At 31.9% G+C, this 20,000-nt stretch carries 18 protein-coding genes, 5 tRNA genes and 2 rRNA genes (2 of these 25 running past the window's edge); 23 read left to right on the top strand and 2 right to left on the bottom strand.

Annotated features, from left to right (window positions below):
- The 9 genes from OW730_RS01725 to OW730_RS01685 form a co-directional block, all read left to right on the top strand.
- Positions 1–1,935: ribosomal RNA gene (locus OW730_RS01725) — 23S ribosomal RNA — on the top strand; it begins 965 nt to the left of the window's first position.
- A gap of 48 nt (positions 1,936–1,983) precedes the next feature.
- Positions 1,984–2,100, top strand: a 5S ribosomal RNA gene (rrf, locus tag OW730_RS01720).
- A 5-nt stretch (positions 2,101–2,105) separates the two neighbouring features.
- A tRNA-Leu gene (locus tag OW730_RS01715) sits at positions 2,106–2,190 on the top strand.
- A gap of 5 nt (positions 2,191–2,195) precedes the next feature.
- A tRNA-Gly gene (locus OW730_RS01710) sits at positions 2,196–2,271 on the top strand.
- A 12-nt stretch (positions 2,272–2,283) separates the two neighbouring features.
- Positions 2,284–2,357: transfer RNA gene (locus OW730_RS01705), tRNA-Gly, on the top strand.
- A gap of 9 nt (positions 2,358–2,366) precedes the next feature.
- Positions 2,367–2,443, top strand: a tRNA-Arg gene (locus OW730_RS01700).
- 6 nt (positions 2,444–2,449) lie between these two features.
- Positions 2,450–2,524, top strand: a tRNA-Gln gene (locus OW730_RS01695).
- A 281-nt stretch (positions 2,525–2,805) separates the two neighbouring features.
- Positions 2,806–3,495: a DNA/RNA nuclease SfsA gene (gene sfsA / locus OW730_RS01690; protein WP_271229498.1), complete on the top strand. Its 690-nt coding sequence runs from the start codon at positions 2,806–2,808 to the stop codon at positions 3,493–3,495.
- Between the two features lie 12 nt (positions 3,496–3,507).
- A complete protein-coding gene (locus tag OW730_RS01685; protein ID WP_271227404.1) occupies positions 3,508–4,014 on the top strand; it encodes an NAD(+) diphosphatase in 507 nt (168 codons plus the stop codon).
- Positions 4,015–4,093: 79 nt separating this feature from the next.
- Here the strand turns inward: OW730_RS01685 and OW730_RS01680 are convergent, their stop codons facing one another.
- A complete protein-coding gene (locus OW730_RS01680; protein ID WP_271227403.1) occupies positions 4,094–4,441 on the bottom strand; it encodes a hypothetical protein in 348 nt (115 codons plus the stop codon).
- Positions 4,442–4,455: 14 nt separating this feature from the next.
- Positions 4,456–5,808 carry a DUF1576 domain-containing protein gene (locus OW730_RS01675; protein WP_271227402.1) on the bottom strand — a complete coding sequence of 451 codons (1,353 nt, stop codon included), beginning with the start codon at positions 5,806–5,808 and terminating at the stop codon, positions 4,456–4,458.
- Between the two features lie 327 nt (positions 5,809–6,135).
- Between OW730_RS01675 and OW730_RS01670 the strand changes: the two genes are divergently transcribed.
- The 14 genes from OW730_RS01670 to OW730_RS01605 all read left to right on the top strand — a co-directional run.
- Positions 6,136–7,623, top strand: coding sequence for a carboxypeptidase M32 (locus OW730_RS01670; RefSeq protein ID WP_271227401.1), 1,488 nt, complete (start codon positions 6,136–6,138; stop codon positions 7,621–7,623).
- Positions 7,624–8,037: 414 nt separating this feature from the next.
- Positions 8,038–8,235 carry a hypothetical protein gene (locus OW730_RS01665; RefSeq protein WP_271227400.1) on the top strand — a complete coding sequence of 66 codons (198 nt, stop codon included), beginning with the start codon at positions 8,038–8,040 and terminating at the stop codon, positions 8,233–8,235.
- A 10-nt stretch (positions 8,236–8,245) separates the two neighbouring features.
- Positions 8,246–8,440: a hypothetical protein gene (locus tag OW730_RS01660; protein WP_271227399.1), complete on the top strand. Its 195-nt coding sequence runs from the start codon at positions 8,246–8,248 to the stop codon at positions 8,438–8,440.
- Between the two features lie 249 nt (positions 8,441–8,689).
- Positions 8,690–9,766, top strand: coding sequence for a pyridoxal-phosphate-dependent aminotransferase family protein (locus OW730_RS01655; protein WP_271227398.1), 1,077 nt, complete (start codon positions 8,690–8,692; stop codon positions 9,764–9,766).
- Positions 9,767–9,855: 89 nt separating this feature from the next.
- Positions 9,856–10,767, top strand: a complete 912-nt coding sequence (locus OW730_RS01650; RefSeq protein ID WP_271227397.1) for a D-2-hydroxyacid dehydrogenase — start codon at positions 9,856–9,858, stop codon at positions 10,765–10,767.
- 49 nt (positions 10,768–10,816) lie between these two features.
- Entirely contained in the window at positions 10,817–12,064 is a 1,248-nt protein-coding gene (locus OW730_RS01645; RefSeq protein ID WP_271227396.1) for a DUF1015 domain-containing protein, read from the top strand.
- 221 nt (positions 12,065–12,285) lie between these two features.
- Complete coding sequence (locus OW730_RS01640) at positions 12,286–13,452, top strand: MFS transporter (RefSeq protein WP_271227395.1); 1,167 nt, start codon at positions 12,286–12,288, stop codon at positions 13,450–13,452.
- A gap of 1 nt (position 13,453) precedes the next feature.
- The gene (locus OW730_RS01635; protein ID WP_271227394.1) at positions 13,454–14,398 is read left to right on the top strand and encodes a GNAT family N-acetyltransferase; all 945 of its coding nucleotides are present in this window, start codon (positions 13,454–13,456) and stop codon (positions 14,396–14,398) included.
- Positions 14,399–14,519: 121 nt separating this feature from the next.
- A complete protein-coding gene (locus tag OW730_RS01630) occupies positions 14,520–15,671 on the top strand; it encodes an LCP family protein (protein WP_271227393.1) in 1,152 nt (383 codons plus the stop codon).
- Between the two features lie 17 nt (positions 15,672–15,688).
- Positions 15,689–16,699, top strand: a complete 1,011-nt coding sequence (locus OW730_RS01625; RefSeq protein ID WP_271227392.1) for an LCP family protein — start codon at positions 15,689–15,691, stop codon at positions 16,697–16,699.
- A gap of 217 nt (positions 16,700–16,916) precedes the next feature.
- Complete coding sequence (locus OW730_RS01620) at positions 16,917–17,540, top strand: hypothetical protein (RefSeq protein WP_271227391.1); 624 nt, start codon at positions 16,917–16,919, stop codon at positions 17,538–17,540.
- 3 nt (positions 17,541–17,543) lie between these two features.
- Positions 17,544–18,965: a flotillin family protein gene (locus OW730_RS01615; protein WP_271227390.1), complete on the top strand. Its 1,422-nt coding sequence runs from the start codon at positions 17,544–17,546 to the stop codon at positions 18,963–18,965.
- Positions 18,966–19,030: 65 nt separating this feature from the next.
- A complete protein-coding gene (locus tag OW730_RS01610) occupies positions 19,031–19,390 on the top strand; it encodes a DUF2500 domain-containing protein (RefSeq protein ID WP_271227389.1) in 360 nt (119 codons plus the stop codon).
- A 184-nt stretch (positions 19,391–19,574) separates the two neighbouring features.
- Positions 19,575–20,000, top strand: the 5' portion of a protein-coding gene (locus OW730_RS01605) for a Bax inhibitor-1/YccA family protein (protein ID WP_271227388.1). It continues 258 nt past the right edge of the window; only the first 426 of its 684 coding nucleotides appear in the window; it begins with the start codon at positions 19,575–19,577; the stop codon falls past the right edge of the window.

Below are 20,000 nucleotides of genomic sequence, written 5' to 3'. Positions count from 1 at the left end.
ACTTTTATCCAGGCAGTCAGATTATGAATGATAAGATACATTTTCGAAAGGGAAAGAGCCCAGACCATCAGCTAAGGTCCCAAAGTGTAAGTTAAGTGGTAAAGGATGTGGGATTTCCAAGACAACTAGGATGTTGGCTTAGAAGCAGCCATTCATTTAAAGAGTGCGTAATAGCTCACTAGTCAAGAGATCCTGCGCCGAAAATGTCCGGGGCTAAAACTTACCACCGAAGCTATGGACTCGAAAGAGTGGTAGAGGAGCTTCCTGTATGGGCTGAAGTCGTACCGTAAGGAGCGGTGGACCGTACAGGAGTGAGAATGTTGGCATAAGTAGCGAGATGTAGGTGAGAATCCTACAGGCCGAATACCTAAGGTTTCCTGGGGAAGGCTCGTCCTCCCAGGGTTAGTCGGGACCTAAGCCGAGGCCGAAAGGCGTAGGCGATGGACAACAGGTTGATATTCCTGTACCACCAAACTCCGTTTGACGACGGGGTGACGCAGGAGGATAGGATGAGCGCACGACTGAAAGAGTGCGTCTAAGCGTTTAGGCTGATCAGATAGGCAAATCCGTCTGATCTTAAGGCTGAGGCGTGATGGGGAGCCGTTTACGGCGAAGCATCTGATTCCACGCTGCCAAGAAAAGCCTCTAAGGAGGAGTTTGGTGCCCGTACCGCAAACCGACACAGGTAGGTGAGGAGAGAATCCTAAGGCCGGCGGAAGAATTACTGTTAAGGAACTCGGCAAATTGACCCCGTAACTTCGGGAGAAGGGGTGCCTACGAGAGTAGGCCGCAGTGAATAGGCCCAAACAACTGTTTACCAAAAACACAGGTCTCTGCTAAATCGTAAGATGATGTATAGGGGCTGACGCCTGCCCGGTGCTGGAAGGTTAAGGGGATCACTTAGCGTAAGCGAAGGTGTGAACTTAAGCCCCAGTAAACGGCGGCCGTAACTATAACGGTCCTAAGGTAGCGAAATTCCTTGTCGGGTAAGTTCCGACCCGCACGAATGGCGTAATGATTTGGGCACTGTCTCAACAGTAAATCCGGTGAAATTGTAGTACCAGTGAAGATGCTGGTTACCCGCGGTTGGACGGAAAGACCCCGTAGAGCTTTACTGTAGCTTAGCATTGAATTTCGGTATTGTCTGTACAGGATAGGTGGGAGACTAGGAAACTGGGGCGTTAGCTTCAGTGGAGTCGTCCTTGGGATACCACCCTGGCAGTACTGGAATTCTAACGAGTGGCCATGAATCTGGTCATCGGACATTGCTAGGTGGGCAGTTTGACTGGGGCGGTCGCCTCCTAAAAAGTAACGGAGGCGCTCAAAGGTTCCCTCAGCGCGGTCGGAAATCGCGCGAAGAGTGCAAAGGCAGAAGGGAGCCTGACTGCGACACCTACAAGTGGAGCAGGGACGAAAGTCGGACTTAGTGATCCGGTGGTACCTCGTGGGAGGGCCATCGCTCAACGGATAAAAGCTACCTCGGGGATAACAGGCTTATCTCCCCCAAGAGTCCACATCGACGGGGAGGTTTGGCACCTCGATGTCGGCTCGTCGCATCCTGGGGCTGTAGCTGGTCCCAAGGGTTGGGCTGTTCGCCCATTAAAGCGGCACGCGAGCTGGGTTCAGAACGTCGTGAGACAGTTCGGTCCCTATCCGCCGCGGGCGTAGGAAATTTGAGAGGAGCTGTCCTTAGTACGAGAGGACCGGGATGGACTGACCTCTGGTGTACCAGTTGTCGCGTCAGCGGCACCGCTGGGTAGCTATGTCGGGAAGGGATAAACGCTGAAGGCATCTAAGCGTGAAGCCCACCTCAAGATTAGATTTCCCTGCCTAGTGCAATAAGATCCCTTGAAGAACACAAGGTTGATAGGCTGGAGGTGTAAGTGTGGTAACACATGTAGCTGACCAGTACTAATAGATCGAAGACTTAATCTTAACTTACTTTGTGCAATTTTGAAGGAACATCCTTCAAACAAAATGATATCTGGTAATAATGGCGTGAAGGTTACACACCTTCCCATTCCGAACAGGATTGTTAAGCTTCACAGCGCTGATGGTACTGCACTGGAGACGGTGTGGGAGAGTAAGACGTTGCCAGGTAATGTGCAGGTGTGGCGGAATTGGCAGACGCACTAGACTTAGGATCTAGCGCCTTCGGGTGTAAGGGTTCGACTCCCTTCACCTGCACCACATATGCGGTAATAGCTCAGTTGGTAGAGCGCCACCTTGCCAAGGTGGAGGTCGCGAGTTCGAGCCTCGTTTACCGCTCCATATATACACCATGCGGGTGTAGTTCAATGGTAGAACTCCAGCCTTCCAAGCTGGTAGCGTGGGTTCGATTCCCATCACCCGCTCCATTATAATATGCGTCTTTAGCTCAGCTGGATAGAGCAACGGCCTTCTAAGCCGTAGGTCGGGAGTTCGAATCTCTTAAGGCGTACCATTATTTTGGGATATCGCCAAGCGGTAAGGCAACGGACTTTGACTCCGTCACGCGCAGGTTCGAATCCTGCTATCCCAGCCAAAAAGTACACAACAGTGTACTTTTTTTTTATACTTTTTTAAGGATGGTGCTCAGCAACGAGAGTTCCAGGAAATCAACAATAGGGTTATATACAGAACTAGGAATCGTTTTTTATTTATCCACAGATAATAACACTAAGTATCAATAAGGTTTATCCACAGTATTAAAACCATAATAAGTGTGATATAATTATAAACAATACACATGTGATTTGGTGATAATTTTAAAAAAACTGTGGATAAATTCAATCAAGTGTGAATAACTTTAAAGATGGTGATTTTATGAGATTTGATTCTAATATTGTTGCGGCTGAGTTTATTAAAAGGCCAAATAGATTTATAGCACATGTAAAACTAAATGAAAAAGAGATTATAGCTCATGTTCCCAATACAGGGAGATGTAAAGAGCTATTAATTGAGGGTGTTAGGGTAATACTGAGAGAAGGAAAGACACCAGGTAGGAAGACTCCATATGATTTAATATCTGTATTTAAAGGTAATACACTTATTAACATTGATTCACAAGCTCCAAATAAAATAGTATATGAAGCGTTATTTAATAAAAAAATTGAAAAATTAAAAGAATATGATCAGATAAATAAAGAGAAGAAACATGGAAATAGTAGATTTGATTTCTATTTAAAAAATGATTTTAATGAGTATTATTTAGAAGTAAAGGGAGTTACCTTAGAAGAAGATGGAGTAGTAATGTTTCCAGATGCACCAACAAAGAGAGGCGCTAAACATCTAAGAGAGTTAATAGAATTAAAAAAGAATGGTATAGGAGCAGGGGTATTATTTGTTGTGCAACTGAGTGGTGCAAAATATTTTACTCCTAATAAGGAGAGAGATGAAGAGTTTTCAAAAGCGTTAATAGAAGCAAATGAAGTTGGTGTTGATATAATGGCATATGAATGTATTGTGAAAGAAGATGAGGTTATATTAAGTAATGAAATAGAAGTTAGATTATAATTGGAGGATAATATGAAATTTGAATTCTGCCCATTATGTGGTGAAAAACTTATAGATAAATATAGCTGGGACGAAGGATATATACCTTATTGTGAGAAGCATGACATGATGTTTTTTGATACACCAAAACCATGTGTTGTTGTTGCGGTTATAAAAGGGAATGAAGTACTATTACTTAAACAGAGCTATATATTTAAAAATTCTAAAGTTCTTGTTTCTGGATATGTAGGTCAAAATGAGAAAGTTGAAGATACTGTTGAAAGAGAAGTAAGAGAAGAAGCTGGTATTGAAGTTGAGAACATTAGATATTTAGGTAGTGATTTTATAGAGAATAAAGAAATCCTTATGATTACATATGTTGCTGATTATAAAAGCGGTGAGATTAAAAAATCTGCTGAAGTAGAAGACGTTATGTGGATACCGATAAATGAAGCATTAAGTCATATGAAAGAAAATAGAATTGGAAAAAATATAATTAAGAAAATACTAAATAATAAACAACAGACTGGCACATATTAAGTGGCAGTTTTTTTTGTGTGTATGGATAACATAATTCTATTTATGTTTATAAATAAAAAAGCATGGTAACCCATGCTTTTTATATATGCCTAACGATTTTAATTTGCATCTTACCAGTTTTAGGACAGTAATCTATATGAGCTTCATCACTCATCATACCTACTAATGTTAGCTCTGTATCAGTATCATCATCTCCTGAAAGCCCCCAATAATAAGATTCCATTTCATGGCATCTAGGAGCAGATAACAATCTATTTGTAATTTCTAAAATTTCTTGTGAAAGGTTAAAAATTTGTGATTCAACTTCTATGAAGAAAGATTCATTTTCATACTTAACATCAATATGGATATCTGTAGCACCATATTTATAGCAAAAACTCATAAGTTCATCAATTACTTTTATATTCTTTTGATAAATATGCTTCATAATTTTTACTCCAATTAATTGGAGTTGCCTCCCTTCGTAGATCCTTTAGATAATATTTTACTTATAACTTTATGTGATGGTTCATCAACAGCTGAATGCATTTTAGTTTTAAATGAAGTTATAATAGGCACAAGGATAATTGCAACAAGGCCACCAGCGAACCCATTATTATATAGGTTCATTCCACCATGCAAATAACCTACATTACTTACAACACAAACATGTAAGAAACCAGCAAGAACTCCAAATATAGATCCAAAATGTCCTGATATTGGAGCTAGAGTTGTACAGAATAATATAGCTAATAAGATTCCTGCTGAGGTAACACCGCCTTTTAGAGCACCAGCTAATAAAGCACCAAAGATGACAGGAGTAACATTAAATAAGTGTTTACCAAATGCTCCAAATCCTACTATTGTAAAAATTCCACCTATTACAGGACCATTAAGATCCCCTCCTATAAATATAACTAAAAGTGTACAGAGTATACCGAGAACTGCCATATTAATAAATGTTGGGCCTTTCCCGTAAATTAAAAAGAAATCAGTAACCAATCTACCAGGCTGATCAACAATTTTATCTAAATGTTTAAATGAATAACCATTCTGTACATAACCAATAATTAATAAGGATATAAACATAAATAGTAAAAGTATAGCGAAAAGTGTATTATTACCCGTAGACCACAATAATCTACTATTAAATTCTATTCCAAAAGAACGTAATATAGACATTAATAAAGTACCCAATAAACCAGCTGCAAATCCTATATTATATAAACTATAACCTTGATGAAGTCTAATACAATATGATGCAAGTGGTGGAAGAATAAATCCCATGAAAACACTTATTAAAACACCTAAAAATATTGATACTGGTACTGAAAAAATCCCCATTAGAATTAATTCATTAACTGCGGGTGATAGGGTTGTGCCAAAAAGAGCTATTAAGACATAGTTTAAAAATGGTTCTTTTTGATACTTAGAATACAACCATACGCCAAAAATACCAGGCCATACATTAATAATATTTTTGCCAAAAAACGCAAAACCACTAATAAGCCAAAGTGCGGCTATAGTTGCTCCATTAGGTTTAATACCTTGATAAAATAAAAGTAAAATGCAGAGAATTGAAAGTACTCCTGAATTAATGAATGCGGCCCCAATACCGCCTAATTCAATATAATCAGTTAAAAGTAGATTAGATTCAAAGAGTATATTTTTAAGTCCTTGAAGTATATTGCTAGGGGTATCAAATATAAGACCTATAATGATAAAGATCAAGTAGTATAGTAACATCAAATAGTACGCAAAGTACATTTTCCTCTTAATTTTCCTCGGCATCTTCTTATTCGTGGTTACCTCCATTAAATTCCTCCTCTAATTAAAATAATAATAAAAAAACTGATATAATATAATCATAACTAGTTCATAAATTTTTATAATATATAATGTAAAAATATATTATAATTATATTATATATTAAGTATATGAATCGTTACAACATGGATTGAAAGAAAGGACGAATGTAATGATATCAATTAACTGTTTAAGATGTTCGGATTATACACAAAAAAACTGCGATGGAAATAAAAGTGATTGTTTATGTGTAAAATGTCCTAGAAATCTTGGGGAATGTTTAATAGTAAGGTATTGTAGGGAAACAGAATCAACAATAAGGTAGGGGGAATAATTATGAAAGATTCAGTGAGTAAGTTAAAAGAAATAATTAAAAAAATGGGGTATTTTAATTCAATGAGCTCTATAATGTATTGGGATATGAGTGTGAATGCACCAAAAAAATCAATAGATTATAGAAGTGAACTTTTAGGATTTGCATCAACAGAAGTACATAAATTAATGACAAGTGATTCTGTAAAAGAATTATTGGATGAAATTAAGTATGAAGAGTTAGATGTTATTGATAAAGCAATGTACAGAGAAATTAAAAAAGAATATGAAAAAGCAACTAAAATTCCTGAAGAAAAAGTACATGAGTATGCTGTAATAAGTTCTAAATCGCAAGTTGCGTGGGAAGAAGCAAAAGAGAAAAAGGACTTTGAAATATTCAAACCCCATTTAGAGAAAGTAATAAATATGAAAAAAGAATATATAGATTTTATAGGAAATAAAGGGAATAAATACGATACTCTTTTAGATGAATTTGAAAAAGGAATGACAGTTGATAAATTAGATAAGCTATTTGAAGAGTTGAAAAATGGAATAATGGAATTATTAAATAAAATAAGGAAAAGTAGAAAAGAAAATAAAGATAAGCTTATTGGAAATTATCCAATAGAAAAACAGAAAGAATTTAGTTTGAAAGTTATAAAAGATTTAGGATTTGATTTTGATGGTGGAAGATTAGATAAGAGTGTACATCCATATACAATTAATTTAGGATATGGTGATGTAAGAATAACTACTCACTATAATGAGAAAGATTTAAGACCAGCAGTACTTGGATGTATCCATGAATGTGGACATGCATTATATGAACAAGGATTTAAAGAGGAATTATATAATAAAGGATTAAGTGATGGTGCCTCAATGGGAATACATGAATCACAATCATTATTTTATGAAAATATTATAGGACAAAGCAAGGAGTTTTGGAAATACTATTATAAGGATCTTCAAGATTACTTTGAGGATATTAAAAATATGGATTTCGATGAATTTTATCAACAAATAAATAGGGTAGAACCATCTTTAATAAGAATAGATGCGGATGAACTTACGTATTGTCTACATATAATAATAAGATATGAAATAGAAAAAGCTATATTTAATGAAGAAGTTGAAATAAATAACTTAAAAGATATGTGGAACAAAAAATATGAAGAGTACTTAGGTGTAATACCTGACCATGATAGTGAAGGAATCCTTCAAGATATGCATTGGTCAGATGGGTCTTTTGGATATTTCCCTAGTTATGCATTAGGAAATTTATATGCTGCCCAATTTAGAAATAAAATAATTAGCGATAATCCTAAAATGCTAGAAGAAATCGAAAATGGTAATTTTGAATCAATACTTAAATGGTTAAGAGATAATGTTCATAAACATGGAGCAGTATATTCTCCTAGTGAATTAGTTTGTAATATCACAGGTGAAGAATTACATGCTAAATATTTCATAGAATATCTAAATGATAAATATTCAAAAATTTATAATTTATAAAATAAAAAATTGCATTTCTTATTAGAAATGCAATTTTTTTTTGCCTCAAGCCTACCATCACTTAATAAATCTACAATATTTAACAGGAGTTGAACTCAAGAAATATTAAGTTTTAGCAATATTATAAATTTATTAAGCTAATACTTTAATTACTGAACATAGTAATCAAAACTCATTATAATATATATACGTTTTAAATGATTTTAGGTTTCAAAAATTCAACATGTATATTATGGAATTTTATTATGAGAATTCTATAAAAGCTTTTATATTAATAACAGTGAATAATAAAGAATATAAAGAGAGATTTATTACGAATAAGAAGTAAAGATTATTGAAATACTAATTTTAAGTATTAAATATATTGACTGTTATTTTATAGTCCATATGCAGTAATGATTTGGGAGTGATGCTGTGGTTTCAGAAGATTTAAAAATGACGGTAGCCCAAAATTGCCCTGGATATCATCCGAGATATTTATACTCTCAGATGTTTTCAGGTATGAGTTTGGGATCTACTACAGAAAGTTGTAGTAATTGTGTCCACTATATTAGAAGAAAATGTGAAAAGGATTTATTCGACGAGATTAAAGAAAAAATTCAATTACATTAGGAGGTTGAGTATGGATACTATAGGAAGCTTAGAAAACATGATGTCTGTTGCAACAAATTGTCATGGTTATACACCTACTGAAAGTGGATTAACTTCAGCGGTAGGAAGTGAACATTGCAAAAGCTGTACAAATTGCAAGAATCTTTCTAACAATGTTTGCCAAGTAAACCTATATGATGAAGTTTTATCAAGTATGTCTTATTAAGACTTTTTGCTTAAAAATTCATCTATTAATATTTAAAGAAATTTGTTTTAATATTTAAATAGTTGAACCATGAACAACTTTATTTCGGAAATGAATAAAAATTCTGAATAGAGTTGTTTGTTTTTTAAAAAGAAAGAAAAAAATTTTAAATTTAAGATGTTGAGAAATTACTTGCAAAATGTTAAAATGAATATGAATTTTGAAAATTTTTTTTAATTAAATTATTTGTAAAACCTTGGAGGGTGTATTATGCATAAGAGATTATTTATACCAGGACCAGTAGATGTTAGAGAAGATGTACTACAGAAAATGGCTACGCCTCAAATAGGCCATAGAACAAAAGAGGCATCAGACTTACAAAGAAGAATTAGCGAAAAAATGCAGAAAGTATTTGGAACTAAAGAGCAGATAATGTTATCAACTAGTTCTGGAAGTGGATTAATGGAAGGAGCAATCCGTTCATGTACTGCTAAAAGAGCTGCAGTATTTTCAGTAGGAGCATTTGGTAATAGATGGTATGATATGGCGAAAGTTAATAATGTACCAGCTGATAAGTATGAATCAGAATGGGGTCAACCAACAACTCCAGAAATGATTGAAGAAGCGTTAGCAACAGGATTATATGATTTAATAACAATTACCATGAATGAAACATCAACAGGTGTTATGAATAATATGGAAGAGTTATCTAAGGTTTATAAGAAGTATCCAGAAGTTGTTGTTTGTGTGGACACTGTAAGTTGTGCTGCGGGTGTAGAAATTAAAGCAGACGAGTGGGGAATTGATATTGTTATGACTTCTACTCAAAAAGCTTTAGGTCTTCCAGCTGGATTAGCAATTTGCTCAATGTCAAAGAAAGCAGTTGAGAGAGCTAAGGAAGTTGAATTTAGAGGAATGTACTTTGATTTATTAAATTTATATGAGACAATCCAAAAGAAAGATCACCAATATCCATCAACTCCTTCATTAGCACATATGTTTGCTCTAGATTATCAATTAGATTTAATCGTAAATGAAGAGGGCTTAGAAAATAGATATAATAGACATTTAGAAGGGGCAAAAATTGTTAGAGCTTGGGCTGAAAAGCACTTTGCAATTTTCCCAAATAAAGATTACATGTCTCAAACATTAACTAACATAGAAAATACTAAGGGAATTGATGTAGGAGAATTAAATAAGAAATTAGGAGAAAGAGGCTATATGATTTCTAATGGTTATGGAAAGATGAAGAATAAAACATTCAGAATCGCACATATGGCTGAAACAACTCCAGAAGAACTTAAAGAATTACTTGCTATTATTGAAGAGATATTAGACCTTAAGTAGTAGAAAAAGCTGCTAGAATAATATACAGTTCATATTATTAATCTATATGAACTGTATATTCATATTAATGTTATTTAGGAGGTATTCTCATGTTAAGAATATTAGTAACTGATGGAATGGATAAGGATGCTGCTCAGCAACTTAGAGATATGGGTAATGAGGTAGTAGAGCAATATTATGAACCAGAAATGTTAGGAGAAGCTCTACAATCATTTGATGTTGTAGTTATTAGATCAAAAACTAAAATAAGAAAACCAATTATTGATGAAGCATTAAAAGGAAAACTTAAGCTAATAATTAGAGCTGGAGTTGGAATTGATAATATAGATCATAGATATGCTGAAGAAAAGGGTATAAAAGTTAGAAATACTCCTAACTCAAGTAGTGCATCAGTTGCTGAATTAGCAATTGGACATATGTTTGCAGTTTCAAGACATATTGGTATTGCAAATGTTACTATGAGAGATGGCAAGTGGGAAAAGAAATCATATAAAGGTGTAGAACTTGCAGGGAAGACATTAGGTTTAGTTGGATTTGGAAGAATATCAAAAGAAACTGCTAAAAGAGCAGAAGCTTTAGGTATGAATATTTGCTACACTGATATAATTGGAAAAGCAGAAGGATACGATAATTATGAGTTCTGTACTCTTGATGCATTATTACAAAAGTCAGATTATGTTTCTCTTCATATTCCATTTATTAAAGAGCATGGACCAACTATAAACAAAGAGAAGTTAGAGTTAATGAAAAATACTGCATTTTTAATTAACTGTGCTAGAGGTGGAGTTGTAGATGAAAAAGCTTTAGTTCAAGCTCTTAATGAAGGAAAGCTTGCAGGAGCTGCATTTGATGTATTTGAAGAAGAACCAACTAAGAATATTGAATTAGTTAATCATCCAAAAGTTTGTGTAACTCCTCATATTGGTGCTTCAACAGCAGAAGCTCAAAAGAGAATAGGGCAAGAAACAATAGCAGTTATAAAAGAGTTTGCAAAAAAATAATATATAAACCAATGATAATATAACTATTTATTTCTAGGAGGAATATACGATGGCAGTAGTAAGACCATTTAAAGCATTTAGACCTACAAAAGAGTTAGTTGACAAGGTTGCAGCATTACCATATGATGTTATGAATTCAGAAGAGGCAAGAGAGATGGTAAAGGGTAATCCATACTCATTCTTACACGTAGATAAACCAGAAGTAGATTTAGAGCCAGGAATTGATGTTCACAGTAAGCCTGTATATGAGAAAGCTAAAGAAAATCTTCAAAAAATGATTTCAGAAGGAACTTATATTCAAGAAAATAAACCTTGCATGTATATATATAGACAAATTATGAATGGAAGACCTCAAACTGGTATAGTTGCATGTGCGTCAATTGATGATTACATGAATAATATCATCAAAAAGCATGAATTTACAAGAGCTGAAAAAGAACAAGATAGAATTAATCATGTTGATTACACAAATGCAAATACTGGACCAATTTTCTTAACTTACAGAAACAGAGCTGAGATTGATAAAATCGTAAATGATTGGGTTGAAAATCATGAAGCTGAGTACAACTTTACATCTGAAGAAGATAATGTTCAACAAATCATTTGGGTAATTAACGATGAAGAGTTAGTTAATAGATTATCTGAATTATTTGCTGGAGTAGACTATCTTTATATTGCAGATGGTCATCACAGATCAGCATCTGCTGTTAAAGTTGGAATGATGAGAAGAAAAGAAAATCCTAATTATACAGGAGAAGAGGAATTCAACTACTTCTTATCAGTTATATTCCCTAAAGAAGATTTATATATAATGGATTATAATAGAGTAGTTAAAGATTTAAATGGAAATAGCTCTGAAGAGTTTATGAAAAAAGTTGAAGATAAATTCATCATAGAAGAGTATAAGGGAGAAGGTCAATATAAGCCAGAATCTCAGAAGACTTATGGAATGTTCTTAGATAACAAATGGTATAAGTTAACTGCTAAAGAAGGTACTTTTGATCCTAATGATCCTGTAGATAGATTAGATGTAGCTATACTTCAAAATAATTTATTAAATCCTATTTTAGGAATAGATGATCCAAGAACTAATCCAAGAATTGATTTTGTTGGAGGAATTAGAGGACTTGGAGAATTAGAAAGAAGAGTTAATGAAGGTATGAAGGTTGCATTCTCAATGTATCCTACAACTATGGAAGATTTAATGGATATTGCTGATGCAGATAAGACAATGCCACCTAAATCTACATGGTTCGAACCAAAATTAAGAAGTGGAATTTTTGTACACGAACTGTAAAATAAAACAAATATAATATTTTGTCTGAAACTCTGTTTTTAATTTTCAGAGTTTAAGACTGTAAAAAATGCCCAAGATCAAGAAGCAAGGCGAACAAGCAGCACAGAGAGCCTTAGTGACGCCGAGATTGGGCTTTTTTTCATAGTCTAAGCACGTAATTTTTGATTGCGTGCTTCTTTTTTAATGCTATAATATTTTTAGGAGGAATAGGAGGGGAAAAAGTGAAAGATAAGAAAAAAATATGTATTATAGTGCTTATTTTTGCAATAATGACTTCAATAGCATTAGTTGAGAATTTTAAAGGACTTTTTGTACCATTATTTAAAGATAATCTTGGAATTACAGACACTGGTATTGGAGTTATTAATGGACTAGGTACTTTTGCATATCTAATATTTAGCTTTATTGGAAGTATACTGTGTCAAAAATATGGGCAAAAGAGAGTATTTATTTTAGGATTAATGACTATGATATTATCACTAGTGTTACTTAAGTTTACTGGAAATAAAAACACTTTATACTTAAGTATGTTTATTTTAAATACTAGTTTAGCTTTAACAAGTATAGCTATAAATACGATTGTTCCATTAATATCAATTGGTTTTCAAGCAGTTTTAATGAACTTAACTCATCTTTGTTATGGTCTAGGGGCATCATCAGCTCAAGTTATCGGATCTAGAATGTTGGATAATGATATTACATGGAGAAATATATATTTTTACTCAACAATAATTTTTATTATACTTATCATATTTTTATTTAAAAGTGATTTACCAAGGGCAGATAAGGTCGATAATAAAGATGAGAAGAAAAAATATACTAAAAACGAAATGTTTATAATAATATGTCTCATATTTGCATTAGGATTTTATGTTTTTTCAGAATTAGAAACTGGAAGTTGGTTTATTAATTATTTAAGACAAAACTATGGTTATTCTATTAAAAAGAGTGGTAACTACATGTCAATATTCTTTTTAATGCTTACAATAGGTAGATTAGTTGGTGGTTTTGTAGTTGAAAAAATTGGATATTTAAAAAGCATTATAATTTATATGTTATGTGCTATTGGATTATATTTTGTAGGAATTATAATTGGAGATAAATTATTAATATTAGTTTCAATTTCAGGCTTTTTCTATTCAATTGTATATCCAACAGTTATTGTAGTAATAAGTAATCTTTTTAAAGAAAAATCTTCAGCGGTTATTGGTCTAGTTATTACAGCATCATCTGGAGTTAAAATGATATTAAGTTTTGGATTTGGTAAATTAAATGATATAATTGGGTCATATAATGCGTTTTATTTCATACCAATAGCTTTAATTATCAGTGTATCATTTATAATAATTGTAAGCTTAAGAACATCTTATTCAATTAGGGAGAATTAATATGATTAAAGGTAAAGATATAATAATAGAGGATTTAGGAAGTCAAAAAAAAGAGAGTATAATAAAGAATAAATATGGTATAAATGTAGGGATAGTAAGAAAGCTTGATTTAAATAAAGAAGATAAGATTGCAATAATTAGGATAAGAGTATTTAAAGAGGAAGAAAGAAAAAGATTATTAGATGAAATAATTGATTTATTATCAGAATATGTATTTCAAGAATTACAGTTTAATAAATTATCTTTGATTGTTAATCCAGACACTGAGATAGTAACACTTTTAAATCATGGATTTGCTTTAGAAGGTATTTTAGAAGAAGCTTATCAAGCTAATGGTAATATATATAATCAATTAATTTTTGGAATCAATAGTTTTTGTTATGAAGAAGGGTTAACTAAGAGAAGATTCACTATAGCTGGACCTAGAATTGAATTAAGATTGTTAACTCCTGAGATTACTGAAGAATATACAGAGTATTGTATAAGAAATAAGGAGCATTTAGCGCCATATGAACCACTTAGAGATTCAGAATATTTTACATTAGAAGCACAAAGAGAAATTCTTATAGATGATTATGTAGGGTATTTAAATGGAAAGAGTGTTCCATTTGGTATATTTTTAGATGATGAATTTATTGGAAGAATAAAGATATCTAATATTATTTTTGGGGTGTTTAAAAGTGCTAGTATAGGATACTCGATAGATGTTGATTATCAAGGATATGGTTATATGCAAGAAGCTGTAAATTTAATACTTAGATATGCATTTAGAGATTTAGAGTTAAATAGAGTAGAGGCTTCAGCAATGACTAATAATGTTAAATCTCAAAAGGTTCTAGAAAAATGTAAGTTTGAAAAGTTAGGAATTAATAAAAAATATTTATTCATTGATGGTGAATGGAGAGATCATGTTACTTATTATGTAACTAAAGATATGTATGAATAAAATTGATAAAAAAACCTTTCTCAAAATAATTGAGAAAGGTTTTTTTTGTATAACTTTTTCTAGAATAACTAAAAATACTCTTATAAGCTATAATCAGATAGTTAAAAGAGTGTAAAAGGGTGTGAATAACATTAAAAAGTTAATACAAGTAAGTATAGTGGGGATTGTTTTTTTTAGTGTAATTATTTATATTGGAATATTCTACATGTATGAAAATATTAAAGAAGATAGGGCTATTAATAAAAGTTCTCAGAAGAGTGCAAGGGTAATTGATACTAATTATGACATGATTAATGAGATTAAAAATATTTTGGTTGTGGGAATTGATGATCGTGGGGGAGATAAAATTACTAGAGCAGATGCAATAATGATTATGAGTATAGATAAGAATAGAGATAAATTAAAGTTTACATCAATAATGAGAGATGCATATGTTAAAATTCCTAATCATGACTATGATAAAATTAATCATTCGTATGCATTTGGTGGAGTAGAACTTTTAAGAAAGACTTTAGAAAATAATTATAATATTCCAATTGATAACTATGTAGTTATAGATTTTGGTGGTTTTAAAAATATAATTGATTCTATTGGTGGAATATCTATAGATGTAAAGGAAAAGGAAATTAAAGAACTTAATAGATGTATATATTTAGAGATAGATGAAGATAATGAATTAAGTACTGATGAAAAAAAAGAAGTTAAAGAAAAAATTAAGTTAATAGAATCACCAGGAGAACAAAAACTAAATGGATATCAAGCATTAGCATATTCAAGAATAAGAAAAGTTGGTAAAGGGTGCTATGACAGAACACAACGACAGCGATATGTAGTAAACACGTTGATTGAGGAATTGAAAGATATATCTCTCCTGAAGTATCCATTTATTGCAAAAGATTTCTTTCAATATATAGATGCTGATCTTAAAATAAATGATATTGTAAACGTTGCTTATACTGTATCAAAAATTCCTCTAGATAATATGGAGCAATTATATATTCCAACTGATAAATTGAGTTATGGAACAATGTATAGAAATAAAGGGTGGGTGCTCTTAAATGACATAAATAAGAATAGTAAAGTTTTAAACAATTTTATTGTACATAATGAAAAATATTGTGAGAATGAATATGAAAGATTTAATGTTAAAAAGAGTAGATATTGGCCATTAAAATTAAAGAAGAAAAAGACAACAGATATAATAAAACAAGAAGATAACTCTACATTTATAGATATAAGAAAAGAGATAGAAGAGATTTTCGAAATGAACTAATAAAAAAGGATGATTACATGAAATTTAGTAAAAAAATATTAATAGGAGTAGTTATAATACTTACTAGTGTGTTTATAATTTCATATGGAATAATTGGTTTACAGTACGGAAATATAGTATTAAAAAATAAAAAGAATATATCTGATATGGAAATTACAAAGGCCAAAAATGAGTATACTAAGACAATAGAAAAAGAATATGAGACTGCAAAAGAAGATATTATGAATATATTGATAGTTGGGTCTGATGCTAGAGAGGGAGATAAGAAATCTAGATCGGATACTATAATCATATTCTCCATTGATAAATCTGATAACGATATTAAACTCATATCAATTATGAGAGATACATATGCTAAAATACCAGGTTATTCTGAACAAAAAATAAATCATGCATTTGCTTATGGGGGTGCAGATTTACTGAGAAAAACAGTTGAAGGAAACTTTAATGTGAAAATTGATAAATATGCTGTTCTTGATTTTGGAGCATTCAAAGACATTATAAATATAATTGGTGGGATAGATGTAGAACTAGATGAGAAGGAGATAGTTGATTTAAACAATTGTATGTATGGATTAAAAGAAAAAGATATAGTAGAAGTAGTTAATATAGGAATGAATCATCTTAATGGAACTCAAGCACTAGCATATGCCAGAATGAGACATAATGGAAAAGGAATATATGATAGAAGTAAGAGACAAAGAGAAATAGTAGGTATAACAATAGACAAGGCAAAAAAATTATCCTTATTTAAATATCCCAGCATAGCAAAAGTGTTACTAAAATCAATTGAAACCGATGTATCGTTTAATGAAGCGCTAAAATTATCATATATGATATACTCCTTTAAAGATATAAAAATAAATCAGATGACTATTCCACCTAAAGAATTAAGCACAAACGTTTTATTAGAGAATAAAGGATGGATAATTGATTGTGATAAGCCAACAGTTGGAAAGATAATTAATGATTTCATATATAAAGACATTGAGTACAATACAAACAAAAATAATGATAAAGTTAATTAAAAGAGGTTTGAATTAATTCAAATCTTTTTTTATATAAATAAATAGTTAATCATACGATATAATGAGATAAACAAAGAAATATTAAGTTAATTTGTTAAACTCTTTTAAAAGGAACAAATATGACTTTAAAAGGGAATAAATAATAGTTGAGGTATTTAATTCTATATGATATAGTAAATATAGGATAATTTTTACAAAAAGTAGGAGGGGTGGGGTAATGAATACTTGGTGGGCGAGTATACCGATAAATGAAAAGCTATATTGGTATTTAGCAATACCGTTTTCGGTATTATTTATAATTCAAATCGGGGCTTTATTATTGGGTATAGGAGAGAATGGATTTGACTTTGAAGATGTTGGAATTGGCGACGTAGATTCAAGCGGGTTTGACTTTGATGGGGATGGCATGAGGGTTCCACTAGGAAAGAGAATAATAAATCTTAGAAATATAATATATTTCTTTGCAATTTTCTCATGGTGTGGAATTCTTTTCACAAAAAGCGGAAAAGGTGTTGTAGTTACATTTATATTAAGTCTATTATTAGCTTCACTAGTTGTAGCGATATTAGTAATAATTTTATCACTGCTTATGAAGGCGACAGCTAATGGGCTAATGGATAAAAATAATGCTATTGGGCAAAAGGGAAAAGTATATCTAAAAATTCCAAAGAAAGGAGAGGGGGTTGGCTGTATACATCTTATTGTTCAAGGATCATTCAGAGAATTAGAAGCTGTGAGTGTGGATGATGAGATTATAACAGGTGAAGAAGTAGAAGTTATTGGAGTACAAGAAGATGGTGTATTACAAGTTAAAAAAATATTAGCATTGAAAGGGGAGTAAAGTATGGGATTTATAATAGGAATATCAGTAATTGCAGCAATATTATTTATCACAGTAATTGCCTTCTTATCAAGATATAAGAGGTGTCCATCAGACAAAATATTAGTTATCTATGGTAAGACAGGTAAAAATTCAGAAGGTGGAACAAGAACAGCTAAATGTATACATGGTGGAGCGGCATTTGTAATGCCTATTATTCAGAGTTATCAATTTTTGGATCTTACACCTATGTCAATTGAGGTTAATCTTAAGAATGCATTAAGTAAACAGCATATTAGAGTTGATGTTCCTTCAAGATTTACAGTTGGTATATCTGTAGAAGAAGGAATTATGACAAATGCTGCAGAGAGATTATTAGGATTATCAATAGCTAATATTCAAGACTTAGCTAAAGATATTATTTTTGGTCAGTTAAGATTAGTTATTGCTACTATGGATATTGAAGAAATTAACTCAGATAGAGATAAGTTTTTAACCAACATCACTGATAATGTAGGCGCTGAATTGAAAAAGATTGGTTTAAAACTAATCAACGTTAATATTACAGATATTAATGATGAATCAGGATATATTAATGCTCTTGGAAAAGAAGCAGCAGCTAAAGCAATAAATGATGCTAAGAAGAGCGTTGCTGAGAAGAATAGAGACGGTGCTATCGGTGAAGCAGAAGCTAAGAGAGAAGAAAGAATTAGAGTATCAGGAGCAAATTCTAAAGCTGTTGAGGGTGAAAATACTGCTAGAATTACAATTGCTCAATCAGAATCTGATAAGAGAATAAAAGAAGCAGAAGCAGAGAGAATGGCTGTAGCTGCAGAAAAAGTTCAGACAGCGAAAGCTTTAGAAGAGGCATATGCTTCCGAGCAAAGTGCTGAAAGAGCTCGTGCTGAGAAAGAAAGAGCTACTTATCAAGCGGATGTTATTGTAAAAGCTGAAATAGAGAAAGAAAAAATTCAGATTGAAGCAGAAGCAGAAGCTGAAAAAATTAGAAGAAGAGCAAAGGGTGAAGCTGACGCTATTTTATTTAAAATGGAAGCAGAAGCTAAAGGTGCAATGGAAATCCTATCAAAACAAGCTGAAGGTTTTGAAAAGCTTGTTAAGGCATCCGGAAATAACTCTCAAGATGCTGTAATGATGATGATTGCAGATAGATTGCCTGAGCTTGTTAAGTTACAAGTTGAAGCTATTAAGAATATTAAGATAGATAAAGTAACAGTTTGGGATAGTATGAATGCTAATGGAGAAGGTGGATCAAATACAGCTAATTTCTTATCAGGAATGATGAAGTCAGTACCACCACTTCAAGATGTATTTAGTCAAGCTGGTTTAGAATTACCTTCATACTTTGCGGGGAAAAAAGCTGAGAAAGAAGAAGTTGTGAAAGTTGAAGCAGAAACTGTTAACGTTAAAGAAGAGGAAGAAAAGTAAGTTAATTAATTGCCTATGAGGACTTATACCCTCATAGGCGTAATTTTTAAAGAGGAGGATAAAGTATGGGTATGTTCAATCTAATGTTTTCAATAGTACCTTTAATGATGTTATGTATATTTATAATTTTCATACTGAAAATGGTAACAAATTACTCCAGAAACGCATCGCAACCTATTTTAACAGAACATGTAAGAGTAATAGGGAAAAGAACAAATGTATCATCACATTTAAATTCAAGTAATTCTAATATGAGTCATAGAAGAACTTCAACAACTTATTATGTAGCTTTTGAAACAGATGCTGGCCAAAGACTGGAGTTAAGAATGAGTGGAAGAGAATATGGAATAATCATGGAAGGTGATACAGGAAATCTTATGTATCAAGGGGAATGGTTTAAGAGATTTGATAGAGATGTATATTAAAGAATAAACATTATTAATTTTTAGGATAAATAAGGAATATCGAATATAAAGTTTTTAATTTTATATATTCAATCAGAAAAATCATAATTTTTTAAATTAATGTTAATTAACCATTCAAGGTTAATTTTTTTTATTATTTTTGTGTTATACTATTAAAAATGTTTTAAATTAGGAGGATAAATGTATGTATAATGATGTAACTTATAAAAAAAGTGAAAGCAACTTTATAAATAAGACTTTTATGTATATGGGGATGGCGCTATTAATTACTTTTGTAACTGCGTTTATTACGGCTAATAGTCAAACTATGCTTAACATTATATTTTCAAATAGAATGATTCCTTTCGTTTTATTTGGAGCAGAGATATTAATAGTTGTCAGCATGGGAAGAAAAATAAATAAATTATCACGCGAACAGATGCTAGGGTTGTTGATAGTATATTCAATATTAAATGGATTAACATTTAGTGCTATATTTATTTTATATACTAGTTCTTCAATAGCTACAGTGTTTTTAATTGCAGCAGCAATGTTCTTCTGTAGTGCTATGGCAGGAATTACAGCGAAAAGAGATCTTTCAGTAGTAGGAAAAATAGCAGGTATGGCACTT

This window comes from Oceanirhabdus sp. W0125-5 (assembly GCF_027938815.1).
In the GTDB taxonomy this organism is placed as follows: domain Bacteria; phylum Bacillota; class Clostridia; order Clostridiales; family Clostridiaceae; genus Oceanirhabdus.
The sequence above is the reverse complement of the archived record's forward strand: the minus strand, read 5'-3'. Positions and strand labels throughout refer to the sequence as shown.

Coding starts and splice junctions, on each gene's coding strand:
- OW730_RS01650 (WP_271227397.1), top strand. CDS start 9,856: ATGTTAAGAATATTAGTAACTGATGGAATGGATAAGGATGCTGCTCAG.
- OW730_RS01620 (WP_271227391.1), top strand. CDS start 16,917: ATGAATACTTGGTGGGCGAGTATACCGATAAATGAAAAGCTATATTGG.
- OW730_RS01675 (WP_271227402.1), bottom strand. CDS start 5,808: ATGGAGGTAACCACGAATAAGAAGATGCCGAGGAAAATTAAGAGGAAA.
- OW730_RS01680 (WP_271227403.1), bottom strand. CDS start 4,441: ATGAAGCATATTTATCAAAAGAATATAAAAGTAATTGATGAACTTATG.
- OW730_RS01610 (WP_271227389.1), top strand. CDS start 19,031: ATGGGTATGTTCAATCTAATGTTTTCAATAGTACCTTTAATGATGTTA.
- OW730_RS01685 (WP_271227404.1), top strand. CDS start 3,508: ATGAAATTTGAATTCTGCCCATTATGTGGTGAAAAACTTATAGATAAA.
- OW730_RS01660 (WP_271227399.1), top strand. CDS start 8,246: ATGGATACTATAGGAAGCTTAGAAAACATGATGTCTGTTGCAACAAAT.
- OW730_RS01635 (WP_271227394.1), top strand. CDS start 13,454: ATGATTAAAGGTAAAGATATAATAATAGAGGATTTAGGAAGTCAAAAA.
- sfsA (WP_271229498.1), top strand. CDS start 2,806: ATGAGATTTGATTCTAATATTGTTGCGGCTGAGTTTATTAAAAGGCCA.
- OW730_RS01655 (WP_271227398.1), top strand. CDS start 8,690: ATGCATAAGAGATTATTTATACCAGGACCAGTAGATGTTAGAGAAGAT.
- OW730_RS01625 (WP_271227392.1), top strand. CDS start 15,689: ATGAAATTTAGTAAAAAAATATTAATAGGAGTAGTTATAATACTTACT.
- OW730_RS01615 (WP_271227390.1), top strand. CDS start 17,544: ATGGGATTTATAATAGGAATATCAGTAATTGCAGCAATATTATTTATC.
- OW730_RS01645 (WP_271227396.1), top strand. CDS start 10,817: ATGGCAGTAGTAAGACCATTTAAAGCATTTAGACCTACAAAAGAGTTA.
- OW730_RS01670 (WP_271227401.1), top strand. CDS start 6,136: ATGAAAGATTCAGTGAGTAAGTTAAAAGAAATAATTAAAAAAATGGGG.